Genomic DNA, 18,883 nt, shown 5'->3' with positions numbered 1-18,883 from the left:
GCTATGATGATTGTTAGACATGCAGAGCATAAAGACCTCGACGATATCTATATTTTGGCGGGCAAGTCAGGCGTTGGCCTGACCTCCCTCCCGCAAAATAAAGAGATTCTGTCTGCCCGTATTTTGCGCACTCAAAATACCTTGCAAGGCCAGGCTGCCCAAAGTGAACAGGGCTACCTTTTTGTCTTGGAAGATACTGAGCTGCAGCGCGTGGTGGGGGTCAGCGCAATAGAGGTTTCTGTCGGTCTGACTGAGCCGTTTTACAACTACCACGTAGGCAAGCAGGTGCATGCCTCGCAGACTCTGAATGTCTATCAGACGCTGAATACGCTGTTTCTGAGCAATGACCATACAGGCTGCAGCGAGCTGTGCACCTTATTCCTCGATCCGGATTTCCGCAAAAATCAGAACGGCAAGTTTTTGTCCAAGATCCGCTTCCTGTTTATGGCGGCGTTTCAGGACTGCTTTAAAAACACGCTGATTGCTGAAATGCGCGGCTATTCAGATGAAAATGGGCGCTCACCGTTTTGGGATGCGCTGGGCCATCATTTCTTTGATATGGACTTCGCCACCGCAGACTATTTAAGCGGCATTGGCCAGAAAGTCTTTATTGCGGAACTGATGCCGCGCTTTCCGGTATATATCGACCTGCTGCCTTCGGCTGCCCAGCAAGTGATTGCGCAGGTGCATCCGCAGACTTTGCCGGCCGCGCATGTGCTGGAAACTGAGGGTCTGCGCTATCAGGGCTATGTCGATATTTTTGACGCCGGCCCGACGCTGGAAGCCGAAATTAAAGATTTGCGCGCTGTTCAGGACAGCCGCGTCTGCAAAGTTAAGCTGGTGCCTGAAGTGCAGGAAGGCACAGTCCGCTATCTGGTTGCCAATGACTGCTATCAGCATTACCGCGCCATTCTGGTCAGCAATCAGGCCGATCACGCAAGCCTGCCTTTAACCGCAGCCCAGGCCGAAGCCTTGGGCGTGGAAGCAGGGCAGTGCGTCCGCCTGCTGCCGTTAGATATCATGGAGAAACAATAATGTCACAAGGAAATTCATTCATTCAGGGAGCGTGGACTCCTGCGCATGGCAGTGAATGGAGCAAACTGAATCCTGTCACTCAGCAGCCGGTTTGGCGCGGCAATGAAGCCACGGCAGCTGAAGTTGAGCAGGCCTGCCAGTCGGCGCGGGCTGCTTTTGCAGCGTGGGCGCGCCGTCCGCTGGCGGAACGCCTTGAAATTATCCAGCGCTTCGCCAGCCTGCTGGAGCAGAACAAGCAGCAGCTGGCTGCGGTGATCAGCCAGGAAACCAGCAAGCCGTTTTGGGAAACCCTGACTGAAGTCCAGTCGATGGTTGCCAAAGTGGCGATCTCAGTCCGCGCCTATCATGAACGCACCGGCGAAAGCCTGACTGAAATGGCCGATGGCGCGGCTTCACTGCGCCACCGCCCGCATGGCGTATTGGCTGTATTCGGCCCGTACAACTTCCCGGGCCATTTGCCGAACGGCCACATTGTTCCTGCTTTAATTGCAGGCAATACCGTGGTGTTCAAGCCAAGCGAATTGACGCCGTGGACTGCGGAAGAAACCGTTAAATTATGGCAGCAGGCCGGCTTGCCTGCAGGCGTGCTGAATTTAGTGCAGGGCGGCCGCAGCACAGGCGAAGCCTTGGCGCAATCCAGCGAAATTGACGGCCTGCTGTTCACAGGCAGCGCCAACACCGGCTACCACCTGCATAAGCAGCTGGCTGGCGCGCCGGAAAAAATTCTGGCCCTTGAAATGGGCGGCAACAACGCGCTGATTATTGATGATGTTGCCGATATTGACGCGGTGGTGAATTTAACCATTCAGTCGGCCTTTGTTTCTGCGGGACAGCGCTGCACCTGCGCGCGCCGCTTAATTATTAAAAATGGCGCAGCCGGCGATGCCTTTATTCAGCGCCTGCTGGAAGTGACCCGCAATTTGGTTGTGGGCGAATGGAATGCGGAACCGCAGCCGTTCATGGGCGGGGTGATTTCCCTGCAGGCCGCGCAGCAGATTCTGCAGGCGCAGCAGCGCCTGATCGACTTGGGCGCAAAAGTTTTATTGCCGGTGACTCAGCCGGACGCCGGCAGCAGCCTGCTGCATCCGGGCATTCTGGATGTGACCGGCGTCAGCAATGTGCCGGATGAAGAATACTTCGGGCCGCTCAGCTGCATTTACCGCTATGACAGCTTTGATGAAGCGCTGCAGATTGCCAACGCGACGCGTTTCGGCCTGTCAGTCGGCCTGGTATCGCCAGAGCGTGAACTGTTTGAGCGCGTGCTGATTGAAGCGCGGGCCGGCATTGTCAACTGGAACAAGCCGCTGACCGGCGCTTCCAGCGCAGCGCCTTTCGGCGGCGTGGGCGCATCGGGCAACCACCGCGCCAGCGCTTTCTATGCGGCGGATTACTGCGCATGGCCGATGGCGTCTTTAGAAAGCGATCATGTGAATTTACCTGAGAAATTATCGCCAGGCATTGTGCTGTAGTCGATTGAAATGGAGTTTTAAAATGTCAGGCTATGAAATGAATTTTGATGGTTTGGTTGGACCAACCCATCATTATGCAGGTTTGTCTTTCGGCAATGAAGCATCGACCAAAAACCGCAACAATGTTTCCAACCCGAAACTGGCGGCCAAGCAGGGCCTGCTGAAAATGAAGGCGATGGCGGATTTGGGCCTGAAGCAGGGCGTATTTGCCCCGCAGGAACGCCCGCATGTGCCAACTCTGCGCAAGCTCGGCTTCAGCGGCGATGACCACAGCGTGATTGAGCAGGCGATGCGCGCATCGCCGGCGCTGCTGTCTGCGCTCAGCTCTGCGTCATGCATGTGGACCGCCAATGCCGCTACAGTTTCGCCATCGGCGGACAGCGCCGATGGCCGCGTGCATTTCACTGCAGCCAACCTGAACAACAAATTCCACCGCTCTATTGAGCATGAAACCACATCACGCATTATGGCGGCCATGTTCAATGATGAGCGCCATTTTGCCCACCATGCGGCACTGCCTCCGGTTGCGCTGTTCGGCGATGAAGGCGCAGCCAACCATAACCGCCTAGGCGGCGCTTATGACCAGGCCAGCGTGCAGGTTTTCGTTTACGGACAGCAGTTCCTTGGCGGCGGCATTGGCCCGAAACACTATCCTGCGCGCCAGTCGCTGGAAGCCAGCGAAGCGGTTGCGCGCCTGCACCTGCTGAAGCCGGAACAGAGGGTGTTCGTGCAGCAGAATCCGGACGTGATTGACCAGGGCGTGTTCCACAATGACGTGATTGCGGTGAGCAACCAGCAGGTGCTGTTCCATCACCAGCAGGCGTTCCTGAATCAGGCTGATGCTTTGGATGAAATCCGCCGCAAAATGGCGCATCTGGAGCAGGACTTTGTTTCGATTGAAGTGCCTGAGCAGCGCATTTCTGTGAAAGATGCGGTGAGTACCTATCTGTTCAACAGCCAGCTGGTTACGCGCGCAGACGGCGGCATGAGCATTATCGTGCCGGAAGAATCGCGCCAAAATAAAGCGGTGTGGGACTACCTGAATGACATGATTCAGATGGGCACGCCTGTAGACGACATTAAAGTCTTCGACTTGCGCGAAAGCATGCGCAATGGCGGCGGCCCTGCATGCTTGCGCTTGCGTGTTGCGCTGAATGAAGCGGAACTGAATGCGGTGAACCCGAACCTGTTCATGAATGACAGCCTGTTCATCCGTTTAAATGCCTGGGTTGACCAGCATTACCGCGATGCATTGACGCAGCAGGATCTGGCCGATCCGAAGCTGCTGATTGAAAGCCGCACCGCGCTGGATGAATTGACCCAGATTCTAGGATTGGGTTCGGTTTACCACTTCCAGCGCTAAGCGCTGTTCAGGGAAAGCAGGTTTAAGGAAACGCAAAGTTCAGGGAAAGCAGATGATGGATTTTTTAGGCAGTGTTTTAGCGCAGAAAGCGCCGGCGTCTACTCAAGGCGCGCATGACGGCTTCAGCTGGGAATGGCTGGCTGAAGGGGTTTTATCTTTGACTCCGGCACAGGCCTATGAAAAAGCTGTCGTGCTTTCCGCCGGCGTGCATGGCAACGAAACGGCGCCAATTGAATTGCTGGAACAGCTGAGCCAGGATATTTTTTCCGGCCGGCTGAAGCTGCAGGTCCGCCTGCTGCTGATTTTAGGCAACCCTGAGGCGATCCGCTCAGGCCAGCGCTATGTCGAAAATGACATGAACCGCATGTTCTGCGGCGTGCCTCAGCAATTTGCGGCGGCTGCGGAAGCGCAGCGCGTGGCGGAGCTGGAGCAGGCCGTGACGGATTTCTTCACGGCCAGCCCTGCGCAGGCGCAGCGTTACCATTACGACCTGCATACGGCAATCCGCCCGTCACTGCTCCCGACCTTTGCTTTGTTTCCGCAGCAGGCGCATGCCTATGACGCCGCGCTGCTGGCCAGCCTGAATGCTGCCGAACTGGATGCTTTGGTGTATCATAGCGCGCCCGGAAAAACCTTCACGCACTTCACTAGCTCAGTGTTCCAGGCCGCCAGCGCGACGCTGGAACTGGGGCACGCCAAGCCTTTTGGCCAAAATGACCTAGCGTCATTTGCGGCCATCGATCAGGTGCTGCGCGCGGTGGTGAGCGGGCAGGAGCTGCCGGAGCGCAAGCGCCAGGCGATTCAGGCCTTCCAGGTCACAGATTCGATCATCAAGACGGAAGATGATTTTCAGCTCAATCTTGCAGATTCAGCGCCGAACTTTTCGGTATTCCAGCCGGGCGATGTGATTGCCGTGCAGCAGGGCCAGCCCTATGCCGTGGCGCAGCAGCCGGTCTGGATTTTATTTCCCAACCCTCAGGTGAAGAAAGGCCTCCGTGCAGGCCTGATTTTAACTGAACTCAATTGAATTAATTTATTTTTAAGCGTTGCATTTTAAAATGGTGAACTTATAGGTTTTTAGGCTGAACGGTTTTTATTAACTTTGTAAACGGAATTGAATATATGGATATTGTTAAGAATATAAATTCAATATCTTCCTGTGCAGATTATTTCTATATGAATCATCAGCGGGAAGCTTTTTGTCGTGTTTTATTTAAGCTCATGTTTTTTAATAGAAACTAACTTTGTTTTAGCATGTATGTTGCAGCTGGCAACAGTTATATCCGGCGCTTGCAGATTTTAGGAAAGAACAATCTGGCGCCTGAATAATATGCGGGATAAGTGTATTAAAAATATGTGTGGCTGAATATTGGATTGCGGAAAATCAATGAATGGTTTCTGCGCAGTCCCATATTTACAACCTGAAGTGTTGTAAATTGGAGTAATAAACATGATGAATGGCAACAAGAACGATCGATCAAATGACGCGCTGGAAGGCGATTTGCTGGGCGGGCATCATTATGAGTCGGTTGAAGAAGAAAAATTAGAGCGGTCACTGACCAACCGTCATATCCAGATGATTGCCATTGGCGGCGCCATCGGCACGGGCCTGTTTATGGGTTCAGGCAAGACGCTGGCGGTGTCGGGCACTTCCATTATTTTGACCTATTTAATTATTGGCTTTTTCTTCTTCTTCGTCATGCGCGCGATGGGAGAGCTGCTGCTTTCCAATACCAACTATAAGTCCTTTGCTGACTTTGCGACGGCGTATTTAGGGCCTTGGGCGGGCTTTTTCTTAGGCTGGTCCTACTGGATGAGCTGGATTGTCACCGCAATTGCCGATGTAATTGTGATCGGGGGCTATGCCCAATTCTGGTATCCTGATCTACCCGCATGGATACCGGCCTTCAGTTCAATCGCTATTTTAACCCTGCTGAATTTTGTTGCGGTCAAGCTGTTTGGTGAAGTTGAATTCTGGTTTGCCTTGATTAAGATCATCGCAATTATCATGTTCCTGCTGGTTGGGGTGTATTTAATTACCATCGGCTTTGTTTCTCCAGACGGCGTGAAAGCTTCCTTGGCGCATGTGGTAGAGAAAGAGTCGCTGTTCCCTTACGGCTTGACGGGCTTCCTGGCCGGCTTCCAGATTGCGGTATTCGCCTTTGTCGGCATTGAGCTGGTCGGAACGACCGCGGCGGAAACCAAAGATCCGCATACTGCTTTGCCGCGCGCAATCAACTCGATTCCATTGCGCATCCTGCTGTTCTACATCGGCGCATTGGTGTGCATTATCGCGGTTACTTCCTGGTCGCATATTTCTCCAGACAAGAGCCCATTCGTTGAAATGTTCACGCTGATTGGCCTGCCTGCAGCAGCCAGCATTGTCAACTTTGTTGTAGCGACTTCCGCCATGTCTTCGGCAAACAGCGGTGTTTTCGCCACCAGCCGCATGCTGTTCGGCTTAGCGGTTGAAAAAGATGCGCCTAAGAGCTTCGGCAAGCTGTCAAAAAGCAAAGTGCCGGTTATCAGCCTGCTGTTCTCAATGTTCTGCGTGGTTGCAGGAACGTCTATTCTGTTTATTGTGCCGAATGTGATGACTGCATTTACCATCATCTCAGCCTTTACCTCCATTTTGTGTATTTTCACCTTTGCCATGATTATTCTGTCTTATCTGGCATACCGCAAAAAAGCCCCTGAGCTGCATCAGCAGTCTGCCTATAAAATGCCGGGCGGGGTGTTTATGGCGTGGTTCACCTTGCTGTTCCTGATCTTTGTGGTCGCGATTCTGGCGCTTGATCATGACACCATGATTTCCTTGGCCTTTTCTCCAATCTGGTTTATCGGTCTAGGTGTTGCTTACTACTATAAAACGAAAAGATACTCAGAGCGCGCATGGATTCTGACCCATGGCAGACGCATAGAGCCTGATGAAATTCAAGAAAATAACTAAAACTTAGCAGAGGGGGGAAACCCCCTTTTTTATTACTGCCGCAAGGAGCGCTTCACTTTGAAAAAAAACACACTATTGGCCTGCCTGCTGGGCGCCGGCCTGCTGAATTTCAACAGCAGTTTTGCTGCCCCATTATTAACCCCGCATCTTTCAGCTGCGCAAGCGGCGGCGCCGCAGGCCAATGCATGGGTTGAAATTAATGTGCAGGCCTTTGAACAGAATATTCAAACCCTGCAAAAGCAGCTGCAGGATAAAAGCCAAATTTGCGCGGTGATGAAAGCCGACGCCTATGGCCACGGCATAGAAATTCTGATGCCCAGCATTATGAAGCTGCAGGTGCCTTGCGTCGGCATCACCAGCAATGCGGAAGCCGCGGCGGTGCGCCAATCCGGCTATCAGGGCAGAGTTTTAAGGCTGCGCGCAGCCACCGATCTGGAAATTCAAAATGCTTCTTCCTTAAAAATTGAGGAGCTGTTCGGCAACTACGAGCAGGCGCAGCGCATGTCGCAATGGGCCAAGCAGCAAGGGCTGAGCCTGGCCTATCATCTGGGGCTAAATGCCGGCGGCATGGACCGCAACGGCCTGGAGCTGAACAGTAAAGCGGGCCAGCAGCAGGCCCTCAGCATGGTGAAATTGCCGAATCTTCAGCTGGTGGGCATCATGACCCACTATGCGGTGGAAGATGAAAAATATGTGCGGGAGCGCCTGGCGGTGTTTAATCAGCAAACGGACTGGCTGATTAAAAAAGCCAAGCTAAAGCGTGAAGCATTGATCCTGCATACCGCCAACTCATTTGCGACGCTGACTGTGCCTGAGTCGCATTTGGATATGGTGCGCGCCGGCGGTGTAATTTACGGCGACAGCATTCCTGACCGCACCGAATATCAAAAGCTGATGAGCTTTAAAACGCAGGTGGCAACGGTGAATGCCTATTTAAAGGGCACAACCGTCGGCTATGATCAGACCTATACCCTTAAGCGCGATTCCTTATTGGCGAATTTGCCGCTCGGCTATTCAGACGGCTACCGGCGCGCTTTCAGCAATAAGGCCTATGTCCTGATCCGCGGCCATAAAGTGCCTGTGGTCGGGCGCACCTCAATGAATACCACCATGGTGGATGTGACGGATTTTCCGGATATCCGCGCCAATGATGAAGTGGTGCTTTTTGGCCGGCAGGGCGCTGAGCAGGTCAAGCAAAGCGATTTGGAAGACTACAACGGCGCGCTGCTTGCGGATGTGTATACCATGTGGGGCAATTCCAATCCTAAGGTTGCGGTGCGTTAAGCTGTAAAAAAGCTTCAGTTGTCCTAATGCTGATCAGTTAAGCGTAATTTCATTATTATTGATTGCTAAATCTCCCCTAACTCCTCTTTGAAAAAGAGGGGAACACCCTTGAATTCAATACCGTATTGAATTTTGAAACGCTCCCTCCTTTGAAAAAGGAGGGTTGGGGAGGATTAAAAATGCTTAACTGACTGGTATTACCCAGTCGTCCGGCTTGGTGCATTCGCTAAAGCTGCTCCGCAGCCCGGCCCTAATTTTTCACTTCAGGCAAGTCAAACCAGATCACCTGAGCATCTTCAAGCGCTTCAATGCGTGCTGATTCAGCAAAGGCAATCGCATCGCCGGCATTCATCGTATATTCCGCCACTTGAATTGCGCCGGAAATGACATGCAGGTAATTGATCCGCTGCGCAGCTATTACATCCAGCGCCTGAGCCTTTTCCAGCAGCGCCGACTTCACTTCGGCCTGCTGGCGGATATGCATCAGCGCATCAGCATTCGGGCCTGCAATTACATGCCACTGATTCGGCTGTTCGCGCGGGTCGCATTGAATCTGCTGGTATTTCGGGGCCGCATTGCGCTGATTGGGATGAATCCAGATTTGCAGCATATGCACCGGAACATCGCCGTTATTGATTTCACTGTGCTGCACGCCAGTGCCGGCGCTCATCAGCTGCCATTCGCCAGCGGAAATATGGCGCTCATTGCCCATGCTGTCGCGGTGCGAAATGGTGCCGTCCAGCACGCAGGTTAAAATCTCCATATTGTCATGCGGATGCATGCCAAAGCCGTTATGGGTGGCGATCAGGTCGTCATTGATTACCCGCAGCGCGCTGACGCCCATATATTGGGGATTGTGCCAGCTGCCGAAGGAAAAACTGTGCTTTGATTCCAGCCAGCCCATTTTCACATGGCCGCGTTCACCGTTGCGGTGCAGATAAGCATTCATGGCTCTATTCCTGTCATTATTTTAACTTAAGGCCATTTTAGTGTTTTAGATCCGCAGCAAAAACAGCAAAAAGGCAATGCAGTGTTGCATATCTGAGATGTTTTGCGGCATTTGCTTCATCTATTTTAAATCGCAGAAACGCTGCCTGAACTCCGCCCATGCATAAGATTTACCGCTTTCATAGGCGGTTAAAAATGCCCGATGCAGCGCCGGCTGTTTCTGCATCCAGTCATTGCCCCAGCGGATGCCTTTGGGCGCGGCCTTATCGTGAAAGACCCAGTAATCATCCAGGCAGCTGCTGGATTCAGGCGGGCTGTTTTTCTGCGAAGCATTGTACTCATCTTGCATATTTTCCGCATTGATGCTGCCTTTGTTTTCCCGCAAAGCGGCCCGCTCACTGAGCGTCAGCAGGCGGTTTTCGGTATGCTTTTTCAGTTTGCCGTTCTGATATTCATAGCGGTATTCGATGTCATAAGGCTTGAGCGTTTGATAGGCTCCGGGCGTGCTGGTGGTGTACTCAATCACATTGTCTTTATATTCGCCGGTTCTTTCATCCAGTTTTGGCCCAAAGCCCAAGCCGTTCTCAGGGCTGGGCGCAGTAAATTGTACGCGGTGCAGGATTTTTCCCTTTGGCGTAACCTCTATCAGCTCATAGCTGGTGCGGTAATAGTAAGAGGCGAAGCTTTTGCTGAATGCGCTGTTGCGCTTCAGCTCTGCCGGAGTATGGAAATAGCGGCTGCGGAAAATCAGCATCAGGTTCTTGCCGCTCGGCTGAATGCTGAAAAGCTGATGATCCTTTAATTTGTGCTGCAGCTGCGGCTCAATATGGATTGCTTGGCGCGCTGCGCCGTAAGACTGTGCAAGCGCAAAATCCGCTTCATTATTCCGCAGGCTGTAAAAAAGCGCGGGATTTTTTCCTTCGGACAGCGGATAGTAATCAACGGCTTGACTGCCGTTGATGACGAAGCGGCGCAGGTTGCTGAGGTAATGCTGTGAAGTGTCCTGATGCGGGTCATAGTTTTTGCTGCGGACTTTTTTACGGTCTGACCAGTTTTCCGGATAGATTGAATCATCAGCATCATCGAATGAGGCGTCAATATAAATAACCTGCTGAATTTCTTCTTCCAGTTCAGCATGCGACAGTGAGTTAAATGAGCCAAGCAGCATTGCAGCTGCCAGAAATGGCCAATAAGGCTTGAATAGAGGGCGCATGGGGCAGAATACCTGAGTTGTTTATTGCTGTGATCAAAGGCTGTTTTTATAAGGATAAGCCTGTTAATTTTTTCTAATTTTTAAATGTAGGCTGAAGATTGAAGCGGATGCTAAAAAGGCGCTCCGCCCTGAAGCGGCAGCGCCCTTGCATGCTTAGCGTGAAATGATCACTCTAAGAATTTAACCGTTACGCCGGATTTGACTTTTTTGCCCAAATCGTTGGCATCCCAGTTGGTTAGGCGGATGCAGCCATGCGATGCAGTCTTGGAGATTGCAGACGGGTTAGGCGTGCCGTGAATGCCGAATGACCTTTTGCTTAAGCCGATCCAGATATTGCCCACAGGGCCGTTCGGGCCAGGCGGCAAAGACAGCGGCTTCAGGTTCTTGCCCTGCACAAAGTTGCTTGGCGAGTAGCTGTACCAAGGGTTCGGCGCTACGCCGGTTACTTTGTAGGTGCCTGTCGGCGACGGCGTATCAGAGCTGCCGATGGTTGCAGGGAAGGAGCCGATCATCTGGTTGCGGCTGTTGAACAGATACAGCTGCTTGGCGCCTTTATGCGCCACGATCAGATGAATGTCTTCCGGCACTTCATTGCGGATATTGGCCACAACAATTTTTTCGCCGGCTTTGCTGAAAGTCGCCTTAGGATTCATTTTCTTTAAGAAATCTTCATCCATGTGGAATTTTTCACCCAGCATTTCGCTGACGCGGGTGTAATACAGGCCTTTCATTTTGGACTGCAGGGCGTAATCGCGCGGAATGGATTTGGCATACGGGCCGTCAAGGTCTTTCTGCGTAATGGTGTATTCAATAAACGCCGGCTTGCTGCCTTGCTTCGCCACTAGGGCATCCCAAGTTTCCTTGGTCAGCGTGCCAGTCGGCTTGATGCCGTTCATCTGCTGGAAAGAGGCAATTGCTTTCAGGGTGTTTTTGCCGCTTGAACCGTCAATTGCGCCTGGCGATGCATGGGCATTGTTCAGCATGACATGCGCGCGCGCATACACAGGGAACTGGCCCTTGCCGATATTGTCATACCACTGCGCATTGTTGATGCCGTCTAAAGTCCAAGAAGCTTTAGCTGCTGGCGCGGATGACGGCGCAGCCGGCGTGGACGCGCTTGGCGAAGCGCCTACAGGCGCAGTTTGATCTTCAGTTTTTTGCAGATCGTTCAGCGTTTGCGATGCCTGATTTAAATCTTGTTGTTCTTGAGCTGTAATTTGTGTCGGAGCTGCCGATGATGCTGAATTTACAGCCAGCGGATCAATCGGATCTTGAACAGCGGCATTTGTAATTGCTTTTGGATTTAATGGCTGTTCAGCAGTAGATGCGGCGAAAGCTGAACCCGCAAATATGCAACTTAAACTCAATGCGAGCATTGTGCGAACGAACATGTAACTCAACCTTAAGGATTATTCATTTACTATGTGTGAAAAAACGTTAGCAAGTATTGCAGAAAAAATCTGGAGATGCAGTATTTGTTTTGTGTAAATGTCATTTTTCCTTTTGACTGGGGCTGAATTTTAAAGCCGAGAGAAATTATTAAATTTGAAGGCTTTTTGATATGATGAACGCCACGTTGAAACTAGATGGGAAAGTAAATGACGACCTTAAAGAATGACCGTTTTCTGCGCGCTTTGCTCCGCGAGCCGGTAGATGCGACACCTGTATGGATGATGCGTCAGGCGGGCCGTTATTTACCGGAATACCGTGAAACCCGCGCGCAGGCCGGCGACTTTCTGTCGCTCTGCAAAAATACCGACTTTGCTTGCGAAGTGACGCTGCAGCCGCTGCGCCGCTATGATCTGGACGCTGCGATTTTATTCTCTGACATTCTAACTGTGCCGGATGCGCTGGGGCTGGGGCTGTATTTTGAAGCCGGCGAAGGGCCAAAGTTTCACAAAACCGTGCGTACAGAGCAGGATGTGGCGAATTTGCCGGCGTTTAACGCCAAATCGGATCTGGACTATGTAATGAATGCGGTCAGCGCAATCCGCTCCGCGCTTGGCGGACAAGTGCCGCTGATCGGATTTTCCGGCAGCCCGTGGACTTTGGCGACTTACATGATTGAAGGCGGGTCCAGCAAGGATTTCCGCTTCAGCAAGCAGATGATGTATGCGCAGCCTGAAGTCATGCATGCCTTGCTGGACAGGCTGGCTGTCGCGGTGACGGAATACCTGAATGCGCAGATTGATGCCGGCGCGCAGGCGGTGCAGATTTTTGACAGCTGGGGCGGCGCCTTGGCGCACCGCGAATACATTGAATTTTCGCTGAACTACATGCAGAAAATTGTGTCAGGCCTGCAGCGCGAAAAAGACGGCCGCAAAGTGCCGGTTATTCTGTTCACCAAAGGCGGCGGCCAGTGGCTGGAGCCGATGATTGCAACTGGCGCAGACGCATTCGGCCTGGACTGGACTACGCCGCTGCATGTGGCGCGTCAAACCGTTGCCGGCCGCGCGGCGCTGCAGGGCAACCTGGACCCGGCTACGCTGTACGGTTCACCGCAGGCGATTGCCAAAGCCACCCAAGCTATGCTGGATGACGCCTATGCCAATGGCGAAAAGACCGGCTATGTGGCCAATCTGGGCCACGGCATTACCCAGTGGGTTGATCCTGCAAACCCGAAAGCCTTTATTGATACGGTGCATGAATACAGCGCCAAGTATCTGTAACTGGACTGGGCGCAGGCATTTAAGATTCAATGGTGATCTCAGTTTTAAAATCATGTTTTGAGTTTTCATTTAAGGCGGCTGCGGCCGCCTTATTCGGGATCCTGCTTTTAATCGCTTTTGTGCTGACCGCGCCCATGGGCAGTCAGGAGTTTTACGGATTTTTCCGCTATGACTATCTGCTGTTTTATGCGCTGGCGATTCAGGCCTGCCTGCTGTATTTGAAGCTGGAATCCTGGGCGGAAGCCAAAGTAATTGCCTTGTTTCACCTTATGGCCATGGTGATGGAGGTCTTTCTGACCCATCCGCAGATTGCCTCCTGGCAGTATCCGCAGCCCGCCGTATTTAAAATTATGACCGTGCCGCTGTTCGCCGGCTTTATGTATTCCGCGGTCGGCAGCTTCTTTGCGCGCTCCTTGCGCCTGTATCAGGTGTCTTTTGAGCGGCTGCCGGGCTTCGCCAATATGCTGGCGCTGGCGCTGCTGTCCTATATCAATTTTATGAGCAAGTTTTTTGTGGCGGATATCCGCATGCTGCTGTTTGCCTGGAGCGCAGCGATTTTCTGGCGGACTAAAATCAAGTTTCAGCTGCAGCGGCATCAGTTTCAATTGCCGATGCTGCCTGTGCTGATGCTGCTGGCGTTTATTATCTGGATTGCGGAGAACATCAGCACCTTCTATAAAATCTGGCTGTACCCGAGCCAGGTCGATGCATGGCATATGGTGGGCTGGGGCAAGTTAGGCTCATGGTATCTGCTGCTGCTGCTGAGCCTGGTTCTGGTGCTGAAAATACTCGGCCGGCGCGCTGAAAATGGCAGCTGGTTTCTTAAAGACGATATGAATTAATAGCTGGGCTGATGGCTTTGTGCCTGAATATTTTGGCGCAGGGCCGGCCGGCAGAATTCAATCCGTTTTAAGCGCCGGTCGCTGATTCACCGCCGGTCGCTGCTATAGCCGCCGAATAAAAATAAAGGATTTAATGCAGTAATTGAGCTGGGATTAACCATTTAAATTTTAAGCAAATCAAACTTTATTGTTAAAATTTAAATTAGGTCACAGAAATAGGATTGTGTATAATTTACTGTATTAATAAACTTTTTTGCTTGCTGAATTTTCAAGCTGCTGGAACCGAGTGTATGAATACTGAAAGCATTGACGTGCTTGCGCAACAATGGGAATCGATTTGCAGTGACTATTCAGCAGGTGTTTTAAGCGATACTTTTCAATTTATTCAGGCGCATTCTGAAGCCTTGGTTATTGAATTTTACAAAAATATGATGCTGGAAAAAGAGGCCTCATATTTCCTATCTGACGATATTGTGCAGAACCGCTTAACCAAAACGCTGAACCAGTGGCTGATTGAATGCTTCAATGCGCCGTTCCAGCGGAACTTTGCAGAACTCACGGAAAAGCAGCAGACGGTAGGCAAAGTCCATGCGCGCATCGGCATTCCGTCCTGGCTGATCATGCGCGGCGTCAGGGAAATTGAAAAGAAAGTCTTCAGCCTGCAGTCTGAAGCCCTGCAGCCGGAAAGCTATGCCTTTTCCATGACCTGCTATATGTTTCAGGTGCTGGGCTTCAGCTCTGAAATTATGTGCCGCTCCTATGAAGTCAATGTCGAAAAAAGCAATGACATCAAGCATACCTACCGCCTGTTTTCCGCTATGCAGGATGTGGCGGTGCAAAAAGACAAGCAGCGCGGTTCCTTGCTAGACTGGGAAAATGAGCTGATGTTCAAGGTCTTTTCCGACCAGCATAAATTTACCCATCCGGCACTGTCTAAATCGGAGTTTGGCCTCTGGTTCATTCATAAGGCGGCTTATGCTTTTACCGGCTCTGAGCAGGTGGATGAAATTATCGCGCGCATTTATGAAGTGGATCAGCTCAATCAAACCGTTTTGGAGTGTGAGGAAAAAGAGCGCACTATCCAGCTGATTCAGAATGTGCGCGGAAAAAACCGTGAAATTCAGCATTTGATTGATCAGCTGTTTCAGGTTGCGGAATACATCGACTCAGGCAATGACGCGCTGACGCAGCTGCTGAACCGGCGCTATCTGGATACGATTGTTTCGCGTGAAATTAACTTTTCCCGCAAAAACAGGGCGCCGCTGTCTTTGCTGGCCATCGATGCTGATTATTTTAAGCGCATTAATGACAGGCACGGGCATGCCGCCGGCGATTTAGCGCTGCAGTTTATCGGCGAAGTCCTACTGGAATGCGTCCGCGGCAGCGATTATGCCTTCCGGATTGGCGGGGAGGAGTTCCTGCTGCTGCTGGTTGACAGTGATTTGTCCCGCGCGCAGGAAATTGCCGAAAATATCCGCAGGCGGGTGCAGGAAACCGCCATCCGCACCGCGCTCGGCAGCAGCTTTAATTTCACGGTCAGCATTGGCTGTTCATTGTATGACGGCCATCCGGATTACCAGCGCTTTCTGGACGCCGCTGACGCAGCGCTGTATGCGGCCAAGAACAATGGGCGCAATAATGTTTATTTGTCGAGGTAAAGCCGCGGCTTTGGCCTAAACCTCGACAATCACATAATATTTCTTTACAGCCTGAACCACTTCAAATATTCCTTCAAAGCCGGGCGGAATAATGCCGGCATCACCTGCGCCGACTTCAATAACCGTGCCTGAATGCTTGTCATGCAGGCGCACAAGGCCTTCTATCACATTGAAGAATTCTTGCTTATTGCCGGCAAATGCGATCTTCCATGCGCCGGTTTCGCAGTGCCAAATGCCGCAGTCCATGTGCGGATGCTCATACAGGCTGTAGGTATGGCGCTCAGGGTTGCCTTGAACTAAGCGGTCCGGACGGGGAAAATCTACAGCGCATTCACTTTGGGCCTGGCCTTGGCCTGCTAACCATATTGCTGACATTGATGCTGCCTTATCAATCAAAAATAGATAAAAAGAGGAATTCAGTGTATCCGCAATCCTGAAATAAAAAAGCCCCAACTGTGGCTGAGGCTTGCTATGCGCGCTAAATCACTCAGCTCAAGCTGAGGCGCTTAGTGCGCATTTTTAAATAAGCGGTGCTGAATCAGTAGCTTTCCGGCACTGCGCTGAGGAATTCGCGGCGCTCTTCTTTGTTGGTTTTGAAATCGCCGACAAAACAAACCGTGCGGGTGGTAGATTCCTGCTTGCCGACGCCGCGCATCATCATGCACATATGCGCTGAATCAATAACGACCGCGACGCCGCGCGCGCCAGTCACTTCCGCAACGGCTTCCGCAATCTGCTGGGTCAGGTTTTCCTGAATTTGCAGGCGGCGCGCGAACATTTCGGTAATGCGGGCAAATTTGGACAAGCCCAATACATTGCCTTCAGGCAGGTAGGCAATATGCACGCGGCCGTAAAACGGCAATAAATGATGTTCGCATAAGGAATAAAACTCGATATTTTTCACGAGCACCATTTCGCGGTTGTCGGAAGGGAAGACCGCATTATTGGTCACTTCTTCCAGAGTTTTGCTATAACCAGACGTTAAATACGAAAAAGCTTTAGCAGCACGCATAGGCGTATCTTTTAGACCTGGGCGATTCAGATCTTCACCAACGGCGGTAAGAATGTTTGCGTAGGATTGCTGCATAGTCATAAAACGTGTTCACTTACACTGATATTGAACAAGGACGGCATTGTAGCAGAAAACCATTGCAATGCCTGCTTTTGGGGGGTAAATCCGATTACTGTTTAAACTTCGGGTTCTTTTCTGCGCGTTTCAGCAGCACCAGAACCGCGCCTGTGCCGCCCTGCGTTTCAGGTGCGCTGACAAAAGCCAGCACATCGCGGTGCTGGCGCAGCCAGCTGTTGACATGGGTTTTTAAAATGGCTTGCGGGCCTTTGCCATGCACAATTTTAATGACGTTCTGATTCTCATCTTTAGCCATTTGAATAATCTGCAGCACCGCGCTGCGGGCATCTTCAACAGTGCAGCCATGCAGGTCAACCGCTTCAAACCAGCGCAGGTTGCCGGCTTTGAGATCTTCAAATACACGGTGCTGCAGCGTGGCAATGCGGTAGCTTAAGATGGCCTGGCTGGCGACCGGATTGAGCATAGCCTGCGTATCCGACAGCTGGGCATCATCAGTTTCCATCGGGCCAACGGCCGAGGCGCGTTTTGCCAAGATTTGCGCATCGGGCTTTTTCTTAATGCTTTTTTCGACTTTCGCAATATTGCCGGCGCTCATCTTTTGCACGCCCTGCATCTGCTTGCGGAAGAAATCCAAATCTTCCTGCTGTTCCTGTTCAGGCGTTTTTTCTGCGGGCGCAACGGGTTCTGCCTTCGGGCTTGGTGTGCTGATTTGCTTTTTTAAGCTTTTCAGCAAATTGTACTGATCTTTGGACAGCGAAGAATCGTGTTTGCTCATAATGGAAAAAACAGGAGAAGATGCAAAATTTAGGTAAATTATAGTCTGAAATGGCTTCGATTTGAACTGAATTGGATAAAGTGATGGGATGGATTAAATTGCGCTGGCTCAAACCTGATCTGAGGGTTTATCTGTATTTTTGCAGAGTGCAGATTGAGTTTATCTTAGAGTTAAGCTTTATGATGAAAATACTTCATATGCATTTTCTGATTCTTTCTGCAATGCTGTTTTTATGCAGTTCCTATGTCATATCCAGTCTTGATGAATGGCCTTTCACCATCTTCAGCTTTGAACCTGGCGAATTATTTTCTGAATAAACGGCTTGGAATTGACTATCCCAATTTCCGATTCTATAGCTAAGTTTACTTAAACGACTCCGTGGCCCCTTAGCTTTCAGTCTCCTAACTCCTTGAGTAAAATAAACTTTAGATACGCGAGTGCGGCAGGGATGCCGCACGTTGCCCATCACGGCAAGGATGCCGTGTATGGGCAACAAAAGGCTTTTGTTACTTTGGGGCTTTCCAAAGTAAGATCTTGCCTGCACAAAGGCATTGAAACTTTTAAAGTAACAATGAGGCAGTGCAAGCATCATCCTTAAAATTGCCGAAAATAGTTAACGCGATTAAAATCTAGTGTAATCATATTTTATAGGCAATTATTCGTAATACGGATTTTGGAATTTAGCTATAGCAGAAAAATTTGATGTTTTAGAGATTTCAAAATAGAGAAAAATTCAGGGCAACGCATTGCCCTGAACTTTATCCAGCCTTAAACAGCTGCTGGCGTGCCGAATAATTCAGTAAATGCATGATCAGGGCGGGGCTGCTTCATGAAGCTTTCACCGACAAGGAAAGCATGAATGTCATGCTCCTGCATCATAGCGACATCGGCAGGCGTAGCAATGCCGCTTTCAGTGATCAGCAGGCGCGCCGGATCGAGCAGCATTTTCAAGCGCAGCGACGTGTTCAAATCCACCGCAAAGGTTTTCAGATTGCGGTTGTTGACGCCCAGCAGGCAGCGCTCAGACAGCAGCAATGCGCGCTCCAGCTCCGCTTCATCATGCACTTCAACCAGCACATCCAGCTGCTGCTCAAAAGCGGTTTTAGACATTTCTTCCAGCTGCTGGTCTGACAGACAGGCCGCAATCAGCAGAATGCAGTCCGCATGCAAGGCGCGCGCTTCAATCACGCCGTAAGGGTCAATCAGGAAATCTTTGCGCAGGGCAGGCAGCGCGCAGTGCGCGCGAGCAATCTGAATATTTTCATCCGCGCCCTGAAAAAAGTCCGCATCGGTCAGCACCGACAGGCAGGCTGCGCCCGCATCTTGATACTGCTGCGCAATTTCAGCCGGATTGAAGTTTTCGCGGATTACGCCCTTAGACGGCGAGGCTTTTTTAATTTCAGCAATCACTCCCGGGCGCTTGCCTTGCAGGGACTGGGCAAAACCGCGCACCGGCGTGGCTGCCTGGGCCAGTTCTTCCAGATCCTTATAGCTGCGCTGCTTTAAGCGGGCGGCGAATTCTTCCTGCTTGCGGTCAACAATTTTGCCTAAAATGGTGTTTGCGATATCAACCATAATCTTTTCCTT

Annotated in this window: 16 protein-coding genes; 9 read left to right on the top strand and 7 right to left on the bottom strand. The window is 51.3% G+C overall.

Annotated elements, in window-relative coordinates:
• Positions 1-3 precede the first annotated feature (3 nt).
• The 6 genes from astA to alr all read left to right on the top strand — a co-directional run bounded on the left by astA (position 4) and on the right by alr (position 8,101).
• Positions 4-1,035 (top strand): arginine N-succinyltransferase, encoded by a 1,032-nt coding sequence (gene astA / locus BEN74_RS05605; RefSeq protein ID WP_068911175.1) that lies wholly within the window; start codon positions 4-6, stop codon positions 1,033-1,035.
• Entirely contained in the window at positions 1,035-2,504 is a 1,470-nt protein-coding gene (gene astD / locus BEN74_RS05600; protein WP_068911176.1) for a succinylglutamate-semialdehyde dehydrogenase, read from the top strand. Before astA ends, astD begins: the two co-directional genes overlap by 1 nt.
• A gap of 22 nt (positions 2,505-2,526) precedes the next feature.
• A complete protein-coding gene (astB, locus tag BEN74_RS05595) occupies positions 2,527-3,867 on the top strand; it encodes an N-succinylarginine dihydrolase (RefSeq protein WP_068911177.1) in 1,341 nt (446 codons plus the stop codon).
• A gap of 52 nt (positions 3,868-3,919) precedes the next feature.
• Positions 3,920-4,894 (top strand): succinylglutamate desuccinylase, encoded by a 975-nt coding sequence (gene astE / locus BEN74_RS05590; RefSeq protein WP_068911178.1) that lies wholly within the window; start codon positions 3,920-3,922, stop codon positions 4,892-4,894.
• 423 nt (positions 4,895-5,317) lie between these two features.
• Positions 5,318-6,817, top strand: coding sequence for an amino acid permease (locus BEN74_RS05585; protein ID WP_068911179.1), 1,500 nt, complete (start codon positions 5,318-5,320; stop codon positions 6,815-6,817).
• Positions 6,818-6,901: 84 nt separating this feature from the next.
• Entirely contained in the window at positions 6,902-8,101 is a 1,200-nt protein-coding gene (alr, locus tag BEN74_RS05580; protein WP_416240772.1) for an alanine racemase, read from the top strand.
• 250 nt (positions 8,102-8,351) lie between these two features.
• Here the strand turns inward: alr and BEN74_RS05575 are convergent, their stop codons facing one another.
• The 3 genes from BEN74_RS05575 to BEN74_RS05565 all read right to left on the bottom strand — a co-directional run bounded on the left by BEN74_RS05575 (position 8,352) and on the right by BEN74_RS05565 (position 11,653).
• Positions 8,352-9,050 carry a pirin family protein gene (locus tag BEN74_RS05575; protein WP_068911181.1) on the bottom strand — a complete coding sequence of 233 codons (699 nt, stop codon included), beginning with the start codon at positions 9,048-9,050 and terminating at the stop codon, positions 8,352-8,354.
• Between the two features lie 120 nt (positions 9,051-9,170).
• Positions 9,171-10,217: a hypothetical protein gene (locus BEN74_RS05570; RefSeq protein ID WP_162898145.1), complete on the bottom strand. Its 1,047-nt coding sequence runs from the start codon at positions 10,215-10,217 to the stop codon at positions 9,171-9,173.
• Between the two features lie 212 nt (positions 10,218-10,429).
• Complete coding sequence (locus tag BEN74_RS05565) at positions 10,430-11,653, bottom strand: L,D-transpeptidase family protein (RefSeq protein WP_068911183.1); 1,224 nt, start codon at positions 11,651-11,653, stop codon at positions 10,430-10,432.
• Positions 11,654-11,860: 207 nt separating this feature from the next.
• On the opposite strand from BEN74_RS05565, the gene hemE reads away from it, so the two are divergent.
• From hemE to BEN74_RS05550, 3 genes are all read left to right on the top strand, one after another.
• Positions 11,861-12,931 carry a uroporphyrinogen decarboxylase gene (gene hemE, locus BEN74_RS05560; protein WP_068911184.1) on the top strand — a complete coding sequence of 357 codons (1,071 nt, stop codon included), beginning with the start codon at positions 11,861-11,863 and terminating at the stop codon, positions 12,929-12,931.
• Positions 12,932-12,960: 29 nt separating this feature from the next.
• A complete protein-coding gene (locus BEN74_RS05555; protein WP_162898144.1) occupies positions 12,961-13,773 on the top strand; it encodes a DUF817 family protein in 813 nt (270 codons plus the stop codon).
• A gap of 290 nt (positions 13,774-14,063) precedes the next feature.
• Positions 14,064-15,431 (top strand): diguanylate cyclase, encoded by a 1,368-nt coding sequence (locus BEN74_RS05550; protein ID WP_068911185.1) that lies wholly within the window; start codon positions 14,064-14,066, stop codon positions 15,429-15,431.
• Between the two features lie 15 nt (positions 15,432-15,446).
• Here the strand turns inward: BEN74_RS05550 and BEN74_RS05545 are convergent, their stop codons facing one another.
• From BEN74_RS05545 to trpC, 4 genes are all read right to left on the bottom strand, one after another.
• Positions 15,447-15,806, bottom strand: coding sequence for a cupin domain-containing protein (locus BEN74_RS05545; protein WP_068911317.1), 360 nt, complete (start codon positions 15,804-15,806; stop codon positions 15,447-15,449).
• A 163-nt stretch (positions 15,807-15,969) separates the two neighbouring features.
• Positions 15,970-16,518 (bottom strand): GTP cyclohydrolase I FolE, encoded by a 549-nt coding sequence (gene folE, locus BEN74_RS05540; protein ID WP_171404912.1) that lies wholly within the window; start codon positions 16,516-16,518, stop codon positions 15,970-15,972.
• Between the two features lie 94 nt (positions 16,519-16,612).
• Positions 16,613-17,296, bottom strand: a complete 684-nt coding sequence (locus tag BEN74_RS05535) for a Smr/MutS family protein (RefSeq protein ID WP_068911187.1) — start codon at positions 17,294-17,296, stop codon at positions 16,613-16,615.
• A 768-nt stretch (positions 17,297-18,064) separates the two neighbouring features.
• Positions 18,065-18,871, bottom strand: coding sequence for an indole-3-glycerol phosphate synthase TrpC (gene trpC, locus BEN74_RS05525; RefSeq protein WP_068911189.1), 807 nt, complete (start codon positions 18,869-18,871; stop codon positions 18,065-18,067).
• Positions 18,872-18,883: the final 12 nt, after the last annotated feature.

The sequence above is a fragment of the Acinetobacter sp. WCHAc010034 genome, assembly GCF_001696615.3.
In the GTDB taxonomy this organism is placed as follows: Bacteria; Pseudomonadota; Gammaproteobacteria; order Pseudomonadales; family Moraxellaceae; genus Acinetobacter.
This window is presented reverse-complemented; position numbering and strand designations above follow the sequence as displayed.

Excerpts from the sequence above, each read along its gene's own strand:
- astB (WP_068911177.1), top strand. The coding sequence starts at position 2,527 with ATGTCAGGCTATGAAATGAATTTTGATGGTTTGGTTGGACCAACCCAT.
- astD (WP_068911176.1), top strand. The coding sequence starts at position 1,035 with ATGTCACAAGGAAATTCATTCATTCAGGGAGCGTGGACTCCTGCGCAT.
- trpC (WP_068911189.1), bottom strand. The coding sequence starts at position 18,871 with ATGGTTGATATCGCAAACACCATTTTAGGCAAAATTGTTGACCGCAAG.
- BEN74_RS05585 (WP_068911179.1), top strand. The coding sequence starts at position 5,318 with ATGATGAATGGCAACAAGAACGATCGATCAAATGACGCGCTGGAAGGC.
- BEN74_RS05550 (WP_068911185.1), top strand. The coding sequence starts at position 14,064 with ATGAATACTGAAAGCATTGACGTGCTTGCGCAACAATGGGAATCGATT.
- astA (WP_068911175.1), top strand. The coding sequence starts at position 4 with ATGATGATTGTTAGACATGCAGAGCATAAAGACCTCGACGATATCTAT.
- BEN74_RS05535 (WP_068911187.1), bottom strand. The coding sequence starts at position 17,296 with ATGAGCAAACACGATTCTTCGCTGTCCAAAGATCAGTACAATTTGCTG.
- folE (WP_171404912.1), bottom strand. The coding sequence starts at position 16,518 with ATGCAGCAATCCTACGCAAACATTCTTACCGCCGTTGGTGAAGATCTG.
- BEN74_RS05545 (WP_068911317.1), bottom strand. The coding sequence starts at position 15,806 with ATGTCAGCAATATGGTTAGCAGGCCAAGGCCAGGCCCAAAGTGAATGC.
- BEN74_RS05555 (WP_162898144.1), top strand. The coding sequence starts at position 12,961 with ATGGTGATCTCAGTTTTAAAATCATGTTTTGAGTTTTCATTTAAGGCG.
- astE (WP_068911178.1), top strand. The coding sequence starts at position 3,920 with ATGATGGATTTTTTAGGCAGTGTTTTAGCGCAGAAAGCGCCGGCGTCT.
- hemE (WP_068911184.1), top strand. The coding sequence starts at position 11,861 with ATGACGACCTTAAAGAATGACCGTTTTCTGCGCGCTTTGCTCCGCGAG.
- BEN74_RS05570 (WP_162898145.1), bottom strand. The coding sequence starts at position 10,217 with ATGCTGCTTGGCTCATTTAACTCACTGTCGCATGCTGAACTGGAAGAA.
- BEN74_RS05565 (WP_068911183.1), bottom strand. The coding sequence starts at position 11,653 with ATGTTCGTTCGCACAATGCTCGCATTGAGTTTAAGTTGCATATTTGCG.
- BEN74_RS05575 (WP_068911181.1), bottom strand. The coding sequence starts at position 9,050 with ATGAATGCTTATCTGCACCGCAACGGTGAACGCGGCCATGTGAAAATG.